A 12,615-nucleotide genomic window follows, 5' to 3' on the forward strand; every position below is an offset into this window, starting at 1 on the left:
ACCGGTATGCTTCAAGGAGATGAGTGATGGCCAAGAAGATCCTCATAGTTGATGACGAGGTCCACATCAAAATGCTGCTCGAGCAGACGCTCGAGGAGCTCGAGGACGAGTTCGAAGTGGACCTGTATACGGCTTCGGACGGCGAGGAAGGGCTCGAGTTCATCCGGGGCAAGCGCCCGGACCTGGTCTTCCTCGACATCATGATGCCCAAGATGAACGGCTACGAGGTCTGCCGGATCATCAAGGACGACCCGTCCCTCAAGGACGTGAAGATCATCCTGCTCACGGCCAAGGGGCAGGAGGTGGACCGCAAGCAGGGACTGGAGCTGGGGGCCATGATGTACATGACCAAACCCTTTGATCCGGACGAAATTCTGCGCGTCTCCAAGGAGCTGCTCGAACTGTAGCCGGGTTGCCCCCGGCCCGATCCCTTCGGCATGACACCTTTGAAGAAATACATACGTCCCGGTGTCTTGCGCAACCTTCTCCGCAAGGCCGCCGAGTTGGCGGGCGGACGGTGCTCCCTGGCCATCAGCTTCGAAGGCGAGGTCGCCATCGTGGAGGGCCCGGCCCCGGCGGCCGCGTTCGGCGAGGACGAGCCGGGGGTGGTCGGCGTCCCCATCCGATTCGACGAGCTCCACTCGGGGCGGCTGTTCATGCTCATGGACGAGCCCGAGGACCGGGAAAATCATACCAAGATTCTGAATTTCATCAGCTATTCTATTCAGGAACTCGTGGACATGGAGTACGCCCGGCGGTCCATCGCCGAGGAGGCCCTGGCCAAGTACCGCGAATTGGCCCTGTTCCACCGCTCGGTGCCGAACATCAACACCTCCCTGCACATGCGCGACGTGGTCAACGCGCTCATCGACGAATGCCGCCTGGAAAACTATCCCGGCGAGCTGGGCATGATCTTCCTGCTGGAGCCCTCCCGCAAGATATTCCGCCTGGCCGTGCAGTTCGGCTTTCCCTTCGGCACCTACCTGCAGCCCATGGTGGACAGCGTCCTGTTCCATGAGGTGGTTGCTTCGGGCCGGGGCGAGATCGTCAACGACCTGGAAAAAGAGGTCCGCTGGGACAACGAGCTGCCCGGCCTGGGGTCCATGATCCTCATCCCGATCAACTCGCCCAACCGCTGCGAGGGCGTGCTCATCCTGGCCTCCAGGAACACCGGGGTGTTCGAGGCCGCGCACCGGCGCAGCCTGTCCACCCTGGCCTCGGTGGCGGGCATCTCGGTCTCCAACGCCTTCAACTTCGAGGGCATCCAGAAGCTGATGAACGCCATCCTCCAGGCCCTGGCCGAGGCCATCGACTCGCGGGACCCGTACACGGCGGGCCACTCCGAGCGCGTGGCCCATCTGGCCGTGGCCTTCGGGCACACCCTGAACGAAGCCGGGGGCTACCGGGGACGGGTCTTCAGCGACGACGAACTGCGTGAGATTTATTATGCGGGCATCCTGCACGACGTGGGCAAGATCGGCATCAAGGAGGACGTCCTGACCAAGCGCACCCGGCTGCCCGAGCGGCGCATGGACGTGGTCCGGGCGCGGTTCCAACTCCTGGGCCAGTTCGACGGGTTCGACTGGGGGCATGCCTTCGAACAGTTGTGCGGCGTGAACAAGGCCATGGTCCCGGATGAGACCGCCCTGGAATTCGTCCGCGAGCTTGGCGGCAGGGTCATGCGCCGGAACGGGACCACCCTGCGCTACCTCTACGACGACGAGTTGGAAAACCTGCTGTTGTCCTACGGCAACCTGACCCGCGACGAGCGCCGGGAGATCCAGCGCCACCCGGCCGAAAGCGAGCGCATCCTTCAGCACATCCCCTTGCAGGATTCCTATGCCAACCTGCTGACCATCATCCGCCAACACCATGAACGCATGGACGGATCGGGCTACCCCGACGGGCTCAAGGGCGAGGAGATCCTGGCCCAGAGCCGGTTGATGGCCATTGTGGACATCTACGACGCGGTCACCCAGGAGCGCCACTACAAGCCCGCCTTCACCCGCAGCGAGGCCATGAAGATCCTCCGCCAGGAGGTGGACGAGGGTAAGCTGGACAGTGACCTGACTGACTTCTTCCTGAACAATATCGAGAGCATCGAGATGCTCTCCGAGCAGGTCAAGGTGACCAAGGGCACGCACCTGTCGGCCCTGGGCAACCTGTCCAGCCTCTGATTCTGCGTTTTCTCCGGATATTCAGCGCACCGGGCGCCGGGCGATGATGGACAGGGGCAACTGTCCGTCCGCGAACAGGGCCTTGCAGAAGAGCGGCAGGTCCAGCCGCCACTCGCGGCGCAGTTCGGTCAGCTCGTGCAGGCCGAGCACGGGCATGGTCCGGTGGCCGGGGGCCGTGCGGATCAGCCTGACCTCGCCCAAGGCCTCCTCGCGGGTGAATCCGGCGCGGTCCAGAATGTCCAGGCAATGGTCCTGGTCCAGACCGCCCACGGCCAACTCGGTGTCGATGCGGGCCAGGGCCGCCCGCCTGAGGCCGCGCACGTGGCGGACCAGCCGGTCCAGGTCGGTCTCCAGGTAGCCCAGTTCGTCCAGCAGGTGTTCGGCAAAGGCCAGCCAGCCCGCCACGAACACGGGGTTGGTCACCTGGCATAGGCATGGATCGGCCAGGGCGCGGCGCTGGGAGTCGAGCAGGTGGCGGCCCGGGTAGGTCTGGGCCGCGGCCAGGAAGGGGAATTCGCGGCGCATGCGGGCTAGGTGGGCCGGGGTGTCGCGGAACCGGTTGCCGGAAAATATCTGCGGGTTGACGTAGCAGCGGGACGGCTCGTTTTCCCAGGCCCCGAGCACGGGGTCGTGGTGGATGGGGCGCAGGGTGGAGGCCAGGTGCCGGGGCTGGGGATCGATGCGCAGACCGGAGTCGGCGAACACGCCCGCCAGGGGACCTTCCAGCACAAAGGCGCGTAGCCGGTGTATCTCGCGGATGATCAGATCCAGGGGGGCCAGGCCGTCGGCGGGCGGGCCCTCGTATCCCTCGTACAGCTCCCGCCAGGTCCCCCCGCCTATCTCGGCCTCAAGCCGGTGCAGCGAGGTCAGCCGGGCCTCGAATTCGGCCTCGGCCAGGTCGCGCAGCTCGTTGACGGAGCGGTCCGTGCCCAGCACATGCTCCGCAGTGTAGCGGAATGAAGGGCCGTCGGGATCGGGAATTTCCGGCCGGGAAGTGACGAAGCGGTCATATTCGCGCAGGGCCGCCAGGGCGTCGGCCAGGAAGCGGGGGGTCTTGCCCGCCTTGCCCAGCTCCTGGCCGCCCAGTTCGGTCAGGTAGCGGGCGCAGTCCCGGATCATGGTCTGGGAAGTGGCCCGGCTGGCCGTGCTGGCGGCCTCGATGTTCTCGGTGGCCTGGGTCAGCAGGGCGGGGATGGCCTTGAGGCGGCTGATGAACCGCTTCTGCCGCGCCCGGTCGTTCTTGGCGGGCAGGTCGGCGGCCTGTTCCAGCCCGGTAAAGGCCACCTGCAGGTAGAGTTCCGGGGCGTGCTCCCAGGCGCGGATGCCGTCCAGCTCGGCGATGACCCCGCCCGCGTTCATGGCCAGGGTCAGTGCCCGCGCCTTGTCCGCCGGGTCCGTGGCCTTGTCCGCCTCGACCAGGAAGTTCTGCCGGAAGGTTTGCAACGCGGCCACATGGCGGGCGATGGACCGGCCGGAAAGGTCGTCCAGGCGGTCCAGCCACTTGGAAGCGTCGGCCACGGGGGGCATGAGCGGGAAGGCGCCGGAGGCGCACATTACCGGATAGTGCTTGGCCAGGTAGGCGAAGAACTTCTTGGCAACTGCGGGCTTCATGGGTTCTTTGCCTTTGCCGTTTCGGGCTAGCCGGCCTGCTCTTCGAGCAGTTTCAGGGCCCTGGGCGCGAGTTCGCCCAGTTCGGCCTTGGACACCTGGGCGTCGGCGCCCACGGCGATGCCCTTGTGGTGCAGGGTCTCGGTGATGATGGAGGAGCAGAGGATGACCGGAAGGTGGCGCAGGCCTGTGTCGTCCTTGATGCGCCGGGTCAGGGTATGGCCGTCCATGGAGGGCATCTCGATGTCCGAGACCACCAGGTTGACGTATTTATCCAGGGGATGACCCTCGGCCTCGGCCAGGGCCTTGATCTTGAGCAGGTATTGCAGGGCGAGCTCGCCGTTTTCCTCGGTGTGGACCTTGAATCCGGCCGAGGTCATGATATTGGCGATCATCTTGCGCGCCATGTTCGAGTCGTCGGCCAGGAGCACCCGGTAGGTCTTGTGGGCGATGGCCTCGCGGACCGTGTCCGTGGCCTCCAGGTCCGGCTCGCCGCCGGGGTTCAGGTCCATGCAGATCTTTTCCATGTCCAGGATGAAGGTGATCCTGCCGGCGATCTTGACCACACCGGTGATGGAGTTGACCGTCAGGGAGGAGACGTAGTTGGTCGGGGCCTCCACCTCCTGCCAGCCGATGCGGTGGATGCGCGTCACGCCCGAGACCAGGAAGGCGCTCTTGGTCCGGTTGAATTCGGTGACGATGACCTTGGGCGGCTCCTTCTCGGCGCGGTTCTTGTGCAGCCACCCGGCCAGGTCGATGAGCGGAATGATCTCGTTGCGCAGGTTGAAGGCCCCGAGCACGGACGCGTGGGCCGCTTCGGGCATCTCGGTCAGTTCCGGCCTCTGGATGATCTCCAGGACCTTGGCCACGTTGATGCCGTAATAGCCCCGGTAGTCGCCGCTCGCACGCGATTCGTCGAGATAGAATTCGACGATCTCGAGCTCGTTGGTGCCCGACTCCAGCAGGATCTTGGTTTCGCTCATGAACAGATTTCTCCAGGGCCGCTGCAGGCCCGACGGTAACGAGACCATGAACATATACAAGCGGTTTGCCGGGCGCAACCCCGGACATGCGCCTATTTGCGGCGGATATCCTGCTATTCCTCGCCTATTCCGTACTTCTTGATTTTGTAGTGGATGGCCCGGCGGCTGATGCCCAGGCGGTCGGCGGCGTCCTTCTTGACCCCGCCCGCGGCCTCCAGGGCGCGGACGATGGTCTCCCGCTCGTTGTCCTCCAGGGACAGGCTGGTCCCGGCGGCTGCCGGGGCGTTGGCGGGCGGCGTCTCCAGTTGCAGGTCGGCGGGCTCGATCAGTTCCCCGTCGCAGAAGACCAGGGCCGCTTCCAGTGCGTTCTCCAATTCCCGGACGTTGCCCGGCCAGGTGTGGGATTCGAGCAGGCGCATGGCCTCGGCCGAGAGGTCGGCGCGGGGCCGCCCCTGGCCGGCGCAGAGCCGGTCCAGGAGCCCCTCGGCCAGGGCCGGTAGGTCCTCGCGCCGTTCGCGCAGGGGCGGAATGGTCAGGGTGACCACCTTGAGGCGGTAGTAGAGGTCCTCGCGGAACGTTCCGTCCGCGACCATCTTCGGCAGGTCCGCGTTGGTGGCGGCCACCACCCGGCAGGTCACGGACCGCTCGCGGTTGTCGCCCACCCGGCGGATGGTCCCTTCCTGCAGAAAGCGCAACAGCCGTGCCTGCATGTCCGGGGAGACGTTGCCGATCTCGTCCAGGAACAGGGTGCCGCCGTCCGCTTCCTCGATGAGTCCCTTCTTGTCCTTGACCGCGTGGGTGAAGGACCCCTTGACGTGGCCGAACAGTTCGCTTTCGAGCAGAGTGGGCTGGGTGGAGCCGCAGTCCACGACCACGAACGGGCCGTTGGACCGGGGGCTGCCCTCGTGGAGGATGCGCGCGGCCAGCTCCTTGCCCGTGCCCGATTCGCCGAAGAGCAGGACCGTGGCCGTGGATTTAGCGACCCGGTCCAGCCGTTCCAGAAAGCGGGCCATGGCCGGAGCCTGCCCGCCGAGCAGACCGTGCGGGGTCGGGGCGGCAGGGGATGCGGAACGTTGGGGCGAATTCTGCACGGGCTTCGGGGCGGACGCGGCGCGCGCTTCGAGTCGGGCGCGGATCCGGCGGACCAGCTCCTTGCCGTCGAACGGCTTGGTCAGGTAGTCGGCGGCCCCGTTCTGGATGGAGCCCACGGCGTCGGGTATGGTCCCATGGGCCGTGAGCATGATGATCGGGATGTGCGGCCAGTGCTCCATGACCTCCTTGAGCAGCCCCCGTCCGCCCATGCCGGGCATCTTCACGTCGGAGACGATCAGGTCCACGGGTTCGTCGGCCAGCATCTCCAGGGCGGTCTCGGCCCGGTCGGCCAACAGCGGGCTCAGGCCCGCGGAGAGCAGGCGCGCTTCGAGCACCTCCAGGATGCTCTCGTCGTCGTCGACCACCAGGATGGTCGGGATATCCGGTTTGGTGCTCATCATGGTCCTCGTCAGGCGGTTGCGGGCAGGGTGAAACAAAAGGTGGAGCCTTGGCCCGGTTCGCTCTCGACCCAGATACGCCCGCCGTGGGCCAGGACGATGCGCCGGGAAATGGCCAGGCCCAGCCCGGCTCCGTCGATGCTGCCGCGCACGCCGGGCTCGCGGTAGTACTTGAGAAAGATGCGTTCCCGCTCATCCTCGGGGATGCCCGGCCCGTTGTCGCGGACGCGGAAGAGCGCCTCGCCCCCGTTGCGCGCGGCGTTCACCCGGACCACGCCGCCCCGGCCGGAGAACTTGATGGCGTTGCCCACCAGGTTGGTCAGCACCTGGCTGACGTGCGCGGGGTCGGCAGTCACGGCCAGCCCGGGCTCGACCTCGGCCTCCAGGGTCGCGTCGGCCCCCCTGGCCGTGGGTGCCAGCCGCTCCAGGGCGGAATCCACCAGTGCGGCCGCGTCCACGCGCTCCGGGTTCAGCTCCAGCTCCTGGGTCTCCATGCGCGAGACGGACAGCAGCCGGGCGAGCAGGTCGGACAGCCGTTCGGCCTCCTGCTCGGCTATGTCCAGGAACCGCTTCTGCTTCTCGTTGACCTCGCCGAAGGTCCCGGCCCCGATGAGGTCCACGGCCTCGCGCACCGAGGTCAGCGGGGTGCGGATCTCGTGGGAGAGCATGGCGATGAAGTCGGCGCGCATGCGCTCCTCGCGCCGCAGCCGCGAGGCCATGGCGTTGAAGGCCAGGGCCAGCTCGCCCAGTTCGTCGTTCGACAGGATGCGCACGTCGCGGGGCGTGGCCCCGGTGCCCAGCTCGCGGATGCCCCGGCGCACCTCGCCGAGCGAGCGGTTCAGGGTGTAGGCCAGAAACAGGCTGCCGCCCACGCCGAGGACCAGGCAGAAGGCCAGGCCGTACATGCCCACGTCCGCCGCGTGGCGGCCCGCGTCGCGGAGGCTGGTCAGGCGCGCCTCGGTGTCGGCCTGGTTGTCGAGCAGGGACTGCTCCAGGATGTCGGTCCAGTTGCTGACCGTGTCGTCCGGGGTCAGGTTCTCGCCGGGGGTGTTGGCCGGGTCCAGGGTGATCTCGTATTCCGAGGTCAGCTCCTTCCACTCATCGGCGTAGCGGGGGTGCTTCTCGATGGTCTTGTTGAGGATCTCGCCGAACCGGGTCAGGTCCTCGACGATGAAGCCCACGGCGGCCTGGTCGCCGCCCAGGATGCGGTAGCGGCGGATGTTGTTCTGCACGTTGTACAGCCGTTCGAGCATGCGCTGGATGGCCGAGTCCAGGTCGTGGTTCTCGGTGACCATGAGGCTGGAGATTTCCGCGTCCCGGCGGACCTGGTGGAAGAGGTAGGCCGAGGTGGCGAAGAACACCGCGATCAGGGAACAGGCCCAGATGGTCAGCTTGGTGGCGATGTTCAGGTGGCGGGCCTTGGGCATGGCGCGAATCCTACTGTATTCTCAGGGGCGGGGCAAACCGTGTCCGGCGCCCAAAAAAATTCCGCCCGTCACGCCGGGGGGCGCGGCGGGCGGGCCGATGGATCCGGGGTGACGGGATCAGCCCCGGATTTCAAAGACGTTGAAGACCTTGTCGTATTCAATGGTATTGCAGGTTATTTCACCCCGGTCCACGATGGGGGCCTCCGCCAGGAGGTGTTCGCGGAAGGAGTTGAACTTGTCGGCATCTCCCTGGAGCAGAATCTCGGCCTTGCGGTCGGCAATGTTGCGGACCCAGCCGGTCAGCCCGAGCTGTTGGGCCATGTCCTGGACCCAGGATTGGAAATTGCCGCCCGTGACCTTTCCTTCGACAACGCATGTGTAGCTCAGCATGATGAACCTCCGATTTCGTGTTTCCGCTTTACCCGAATATAGGCCAAAATCGAAAAAGTGAAAAGGGTGCGGCAAAAGAAAATGGACCTCTTAGCGGTTGCCTGGTCCGGCCGTCTGGTGTATTGTTGGGTCCTGCTCTGAGCGCTTCGCATTCGTGAAGCGGAGGAATCCCCATGCGCGCGTTGTTTTTTCTCGTCGCCTTTCTCGCGATGATCGTTTTCTCTGCCCCGGCCTGGGCGTCGCTGCCCTATTACAATGCCGAAATGGGCTACACCATCTGGCTGCCCAAGGGCTGGAGTGAGGCCCCGCCGGACTCCCTGGACGCCTTCGGGCGGACCGGCGGCGCCTGGTCCGTGCAGGGCGCGGCCCCGGACCGGCGGGCCGGCTACGTGGACCCCGGCCGCGGCCGGACGTGCAGCCTCGTGGTGGAGGTCAAACCCGGCCGGACCATGCGGACCGCCGACATCTCCAACTTCAACAACTTCCTGGTCCGCTCCCTGACCCGGTCCATCCGCGAGGAAGTCCGGCTGCCCGGCGACCCGGTGACGGTCTTCAAGGACGCCACCTATTTCCGGGAGAAGCGGACCCTGCGCATCGAGACCGAGGTGGCCCGAAGCGGCGTGACCATGCTCAGCCTGGCCTACATCGTCTACACCCGGAAGGGCATGTTGACGTTCACGGCCCTGGTCGATCCCGCCGACAGGGAAGCCCGGCTGGCCGTGGACAAGGCCGTGCTCTCGGTCTACCTGGACGAAAGGGTGCGCTACGCTGCCTACCGTTGACGGGCCGCGGCGGGCCGGATACCATTGCCCCGAGCGGGAACGGATGGTTCCCTGTGCGCACTTTTGGGTGCGCACGGACTGCACGGACAGGGACAGCCTCCCGGAATCCTTGTCGTTTTATGGCGGCACGTCCCTTGCTCCGTACGGCGTAGGAGGCCCGAGTGAAGAAGATTATCGCGGCAACAGTCCTCACTCTCTTGATGCTCTCCCCGGTCTGGGCGGCGGACGTCCGCTTCCCGTCGGGTTCTTTGCTCGCGGCCTCCAAACAGGATGACCGGAACAACCAATACGGCCGCGAGGACCAGGGCAGGAAAAAGCCGCCCATGGTCATCATCAAGGGCAAGGGCGGCAAGGTCACCGGCGTGGAAAGGGAACCGGAAAAGCGGCGGCAGAAGAAGCGCTAGCGCTGCGGCCCCACGCAAAAAGCCCCCGGAACCGATCGGTTCCGGGGGCTTTTTGCCTGCCGTGGAGGGCGGGCTACTGGGCGGTGCCGCAGGACGGGACCTGCGGGTCCGCGCCGCTTTCGAGCAGCTTGGTGCGGTACTCCTTGACCTCGTTCATCGAATTCCAGCCCGAGTACATCTCCAGCCATTCGCCGAACTCCATGAAGGCCTCGTCAAGGTGGGGTTCGTGCATCTTCAGCCAGACGTTGAACAGGTACATCTCGACCTTGAACTTGGCGTCGTCGAAGACCTGGGGCAGGACCGTGGGTTCGTATTTCTGCCCGTCCAGGCGGGCGGCCACGAAGGTGCAGACGTTGTCCTGGGAACGCTGGTAGTCGAGCTCGGCGTCGTTGACCATGTCGGCGTAGCGGAACAGGTCGGGGTGGTCCTCCTCGATCTTCTTCAGCTTGTCGTCCGGGATCTCGATCCAGAGCTTGTCGTCCTTTTCGACCACGAAGTAGAAACGGAGCCACTGGTCGAATTGGAAGATTTCGACGGCATCCTTGATCGCATTTTTCACGCTGACGCTTCTGAGCATTGCACTGACCCTCTCGAATATAGGCTTGGAGACGGGAATATGGACATCATACCGTTTGGAGTCAAGGGGAAATCGGGCGCGCCGGGGGTAGACAAAGCGGTCGCAGTTGTTATATGAAGTGCGGCTCGCAAGACAGAAAAGCCCTTACCGGGCCGTAATATCAAGGAGACAATCATGGCACGCCACAAGAAGCACGAACGCAAGAAAGAACTGGACCGCAAGCGCCAGCGCCGTCAGAAGGCCATCAAGGCCCGCATCAAGGAAGCCAAGGCCGCCAAGGCCTAGCCAGTCGTTCGCGTGCGCCGCGTTTGCGGCGGCGCATCGCGTCAGCCGGGCCGCCGATACCGTCGTGCGGCGCCGGATTTCAGCCGCGCCCCGCATGAGGCGCAGAGAATATTTGCCTTTGCCGTCGAAGGAACACGTTACGTCATGCCTATCTACGAGTACCAATGCCAATCCTGCCACGCCATTTTCGAGGAGTGGCAGTCCGGGTTTGAAGACCAGGAAGTGCCCTGCCCCGAATGCGGGGGAGAGTCCAAGAAACTCATTTCACATTCCTCCTTCCATCTGAAGGGGGGCGGCTGGTACGCCGACGGCTACGGCGGACACAGCGCCGGGAACCAGCCCGGCGAAGCGCAGACGCCCGCCGACAAGGCCGGTTCCGACGCAGCGGCCAAACCCGAATCGGCCCCGGCCTCGACCTGTCCCGCCAAGTCGGACACGTCCAGCGCGGGGTCCGCGTCCTAGACACGCGCCAAAGGCAGCACCCGCTGCCTTTTTTTATGGGTTCGCGCCCCTTGAGTTTTTGCGGCACCGTTGCCATAGTATGCCGTTCGCGCGGCCGAGCACCCCTAACACGGAGAGAACAAGACGATGCTTGAACGGTATTCCCGTCCCGAGATGCGGGCGTTATGGACCCTGGAGAACAAGTTCCGGGTCTGGCTGGAGGTTGAGCTGGCGGTGGTCCGGGCCTGGACCGAGATGGGCGAGGTCCCGCAGGCCGCCTGCGACGAGATCCACGACAAGGCGGATTTCGACGTGGACCGCATCCTTGAGATCGAGGAGACCACCAAGCACGACGTCATCGCCTTTTTGTCCGCCGTGGAGGAAAAGGTCGGGCCGAGTTCCCGCTACATCCACCTGGGCTGCACCTCCTCCGACATCGTGGACACGGCCAACGGCCTGCTCCTGACCCGCGCCGGGGGGATCATCGCCGAGGGCATCGACCGTCTGCTCGCGGTCCTTAAGGGATTGGCCTTCAAGCACAAGGGGCTGCTGTGCATGGGCCGGACCCACGGCATCCACGCCGAGCCGACCACCTATGGCCTGAAATTCACCGGATTCTACGCCGAGTTCGCCCGGCACAAGGTCCGGTTCGAGGCGGCCAGGGAGAACATCCGCGTGGGCAAGCTGTCCGGCGCGGTGGGCACCTTCGCCCACTCCGGCCCCGAGCTGGAGGAGCGCACCTGCGCCTACCTCGGCCTGACGCCCGACCCGCACTCCACCCAGATCGTCCAGCGCGACCGCTACGCACAGTATTTCACCGCCCTGGCCATGCTGGCCGGGGGCATCGAGCGCCTCGGCCTGGAGCTGCGGCACCTGCAGCGCACCGAGGTCTCCGAGGTGGAGGAGGGCTTCACCAAGGGCCAGAAGGGCTCCTCGGCCATGCCCCACAAGAAGAATCCCATCTCCGCCGAGAATCTCTGCGGCCTGTCCAGGGTCCTGCGGGGCAACGCCCTGGCGGCCATGGAAGACCAGGCCCTGTGGCACGAGCGGGACATCTCCCATTCCTCGGTGGAGCGGGTCATCATGCCGGACTCCACCGCGCTTATCGACTACATGCTCCACCGCATGGCCGGCGTGCTCGAACGGCTGGTGGTCAAGGAAGACGTCATCGAACGCAACATGTTGAGTTCATTCGGCCTCTTCTACTCCCAGCGGGTCCTGAACAAGCTCATCAACACCGGTCTCAAACGCCAGGAGGCGTACGAGATGGTCCAGAAGGTGGCCATGCGCTGCTGGGAAAACCGCGTCCAGTTCGAGGATGAGATCCGTAACGATCCGGAAGTAAACAACCATCTCGATTCTAACGATCTTGACGAAGCTTTTGACCCTTCGTATTACAAACGGTATGAGGACGTGATCTTCGATCGCGTTTTTGAGGGAAAATAGGATGAAGGAACTGAAATCAAGGCTGGCCAAGCTTCTGCTCGAACTCTCCTACAAGGAGGGTGACTTCACGCTGACGTCGGGGAAAAAGAGCGACTATTATTTCGACTGCAAGCAGACGGCGCTGAACGCCGAGGGCGGCTACCTCATCGGCCGGCTGTTCGTCGAAATGCTCAAGGACTACGCGGTGCAGGGCGTGGGCGGCATGACGCTGGGGGCGGACCCGCTGGTCACCTCGGTGACCGTGGTCTCCTTTCTGGAGGGGCGCCCCCTGCCGGGGTTCATCATCCGCAAGAAGTCCAAGGGGCACGGCACCAACCAGTACCTCGAAGGGCTGGCCAACTTCAGCGAAGGCGACAAGGTCGTCCTGCTGGAGGACGTGTGCACCACCGGCGGCACGCTGATCACGGCGGCCGAGCGGGTGCGCGATGCCGGGCTCGACATCGTCGGCGTCCTGGCCGTCCTGGACCGCGAGGAAGGCGGCCGGGAGCGCTTGAAGGAGGCGGGGCTCGAACTCAACGCTATCTTCACCCGCCAGGAACTGCTGGCTGCAGGGAAATAGGGTTCGCCGGGGAGACGCGAGGTCCGGTTCGGGGTAACCAGGAGCG

The 12,615-nt window shown here is 65.1% G+C and carries 13 protein-coding genes; 7 read left to right on the forward strand and 6 right to left on the reverse strand.

Annotated elements, in window-relative coordinates; translation table 11 throughout:
- Positions 1-26: 26 nt before the first annotated feature.
- Both V8V93_RS06480 and V8V93_RS06485 read left to right on the forward strand, forming a co-directional pair.
- Entirely contained in the window at positions 27-407 is a 381-nt protein-coding gene (locus V8V93_RS06480) for a response regulator transcription factor (RefSeq protein ID WP_338669546.1), read from the forward strand.
- Between the two features lie 66 nt (positions 408-473).
- On the forward strand, positions 474-2,177 hold the full coding sequence (locus V8V93_RS06485) for an HD-GYP domain-containing protein (protein WP_338669547.1): 1,704 nt from the start codon (positions 474-476) through the stop codon (positions 2,175-2,177).
- Between the two features lie 21 nt (positions 2,178-2,198).
- On the opposite strand, the gene V8V93_RS06490 is transcribed toward V8V93_RS06485, so the two are convergent.
- The 5 genes from V8V93_RS06490 to V8V93_RS06510 form a co-directional block, all read right to left on the reverse strand.
- The gene (locus V8V93_RS06490) at positions 2,199-3,788 is read right to left on the reverse strand and encodes a DUF885 family protein (protein WP_338669548.1); all 1,590 of its coding nucleotides are present in this window, start codon (positions 3,786-3,788) and stop codon (positions 2,199-2,201) included.
- Positions 3,789-3,814: 26 nt separating this feature from the next.
- A complete protein-coding gene (locus V8V93_RS06495) occupies positions 3,815-4,768 on the reverse strand; it encodes a chemotaxis protein (RefSeq protein WP_338669549.1) in 954 nt (317 codons plus the stop codon).
- A 113-nt stretch (positions 4,769-4,881) separates the two neighbouring features.
- Positions 4,882-6,261 (reverse strand): sigma-54-dependent transcriptional regulator, encoded by a 1,380-nt coding sequence (locus tag V8V93_RS06500; protein WP_338669550.1) that lies wholly within the window; start codon positions 6,259-6,261, stop codon positions 4,882-4,884.
- An 8-nt stretch (positions 6,262-6,269) separates the two neighbouring features.
- On the reverse strand, positions 6,270-7,685 hold the full coding sequence (locus V8V93_RS06505; RefSeq protein ID WP_338669551.1) for a HAMP domain-containing sensor histidine kinase: 1,416 nt from the start codon (positions 7,683-7,685) through the stop codon (positions 6,270-6,272).
- 117 nt (positions 7,686-7,802) lie between these two features.
- Positions 7,803-8,075 (reverse strand): acylphosphatase, encoded by a 273-nt coding sequence (locus V8V93_RS06510; protein ID WP_338669552.1) that lies wholly within the window; start codon positions 8,073-8,075, stop codon positions 7,803-7,805.
- Between the two features lie 173 nt (positions 8,076-8,248).
- Between V8V93_RS06510 and V8V93_RS06515 the strand changes: the two genes are divergently transcribed.
- A complete protein-coding gene (locus V8V93_RS06515; RefSeq protein WP_338669553.1) occupies positions 8,249-8,857 on the forward strand; it encodes a hypothetical protein in 609 nt (202 codons plus the stop codon).
- A gap of 161 nt (positions 8,858-9,018) precedes the next feature.
- The gene (locus tag V8V93_RS06520; RefSeq protein ID WP_338669554.1) at positions 9,019-9,261 is read left to right on the forward strand and encodes a hypothetical protein; all 243 of its coding nucleotides are present in this window, start codon (positions 9,019-9,021) and stop codon (positions 9,259-9,261) included.
- A 73-nt stretch (positions 9,262-9,334) separates the two neighbouring features.
- Here V8V93_RS06520 and V8V93_RS06525 read toward each other — a convergent pair whose 3' ends face one another.
- Positions 9,335-9,838 (reverse strand): hypothetical protein, encoded by a 504-nt coding sequence (locus V8V93_RS06525; protein ID WP_338669555.1) that lies wholly within the window; start codon positions 9,836-9,838, stop codon positions 9,335-9,337.
- Positions 9,839-10,267: 429 nt separating this feature from the next.
- Between V8V93_RS06525 and V8V93_RS06530 the strand changes: the two genes are divergently transcribed.
- The 3 genes from V8V93_RS06530 to pyrE all read left to right on the forward strand — a co-directional run bounded on the left by V8V93_RS06530 (position 10,268) and on the right by pyrE (position 12,569).
- A complete protein-coding gene (locus tag V8V93_RS06530) occupies positions 10,268-10,585 on the forward strand; it encodes an FmdB family zinc ribbon protein (protein WP_338669556.1) in 318 nt (105 codons plus the stop codon).
- A 126-nt stretch (positions 10,586-10,711) separates the two neighbouring features.
- Complete coding sequence (gene purB, locus V8V93_RS06535; RefSeq protein WP_338669557.1) at positions 10,712-12,010, forward strand: adenylosuccinate lyase; 1,299 nt, start codon at positions 10,712-10,714, stop codon at positions 12,008-12,010.
- Between the two features lies 1 nt (position 12,011).
- A complete protein-coding gene (gene pyrE, locus V8V93_RS06540; RefSeq protein WP_338669558.1) occupies positions 12,012-12,569 on the forward strand; it encodes an orotate phosphoribosyltransferase in 558 nt (185 codons plus the stop codon).
- Positions 12,570-12,615: the final 46 nt, after the last annotated feature.

It is taken from the genome of Pseudodesulfovibrio sp. 5S69, assembly GCF_037094465.1.
In the GTDB taxonomy this organism is placed as follows: domain Bacteria; phylum Desulfobacterota; class Desulfovibrionia; order Desulfovibrionales; family Desulfovibrionaceae; genus Pseudodesulfovibrio; species Pseudodesulfovibrio methanolicus.

Coding starts and splice junctions, on each gene's coding strand:
- purB (WP_338669557.1), top strand. CDS start 10,712: ATGCTTGAACGGTATTCCCGTCCCGAGATGCGGGCGTTATGGACCCTG.
- V8V93_RS06515 (WP_338669553.1), top strand. CDS start 8,249: ATGCGCGCGTTGTTTTTTCTCGTCGCCTTTCTCGCGATGATCGTTTTC.
- V8V93_RS06530 (WP_338669556.1), top strand. CDS start 10,268: ATGCCTATCTACGAGTACCAATGCCAATCCTGCCACGCCATTTTCGAG.
- V8V93_RS06490 (WP_338669548.1), bottom strand. CDS start 3,788: ATGAAGCCCGCAGTTGCCAAGAAGTTCTTCGCCTACCTGGCCAAGCAC.
- V8V93_RS06525 (WP_338669555.1), bottom strand. CDS start 9,838: ATGCTCAGAAGCGTCAGCGTGAAAAATGCGATCAAGGATGCCGTCGAA.
- V8V93_RS06505 (WP_338669551.1), bottom strand. CDS start 7,685: ATGCCCAAGGCCCGCCACCTGAACATCGCCACCAAGCTGACCATCTGG.
- V8V93_RS06495 (WP_338669549.1), bottom strand. CDS start 4,768: ATGAGCGAAACCAAGATCCTGCTGGAGTCGGGCACCAACGAGCTCGAG.
- V8V93_RS06500 (WP_338669550.1), bottom strand. CDS start 6,261: ATGATGAGCACCAAACCGGATATCCCGACCATCCTGGTGGTCGACGAC.
- V8V93_RS06510 (WP_338669552.1), bottom strand. CDS start 8,075: ATGCTGAGCTACACATGCGTTGTCGAAGGAAAGGTCACGGGCGGCAAT.
- V8V93_RS06480 (WP_338669546.1), top strand. CDS start 27: ATGGCCAAGAAGATCCTCATAGTTGATGACGAGGTCCACATCAAAATG.
- pyrE (WP_338669558.1), top strand. CDS start 12,012: ATGAAGGAACTGAAATCAAGGCTGGCCAAGCTTCTGCTCGAACTCTCC.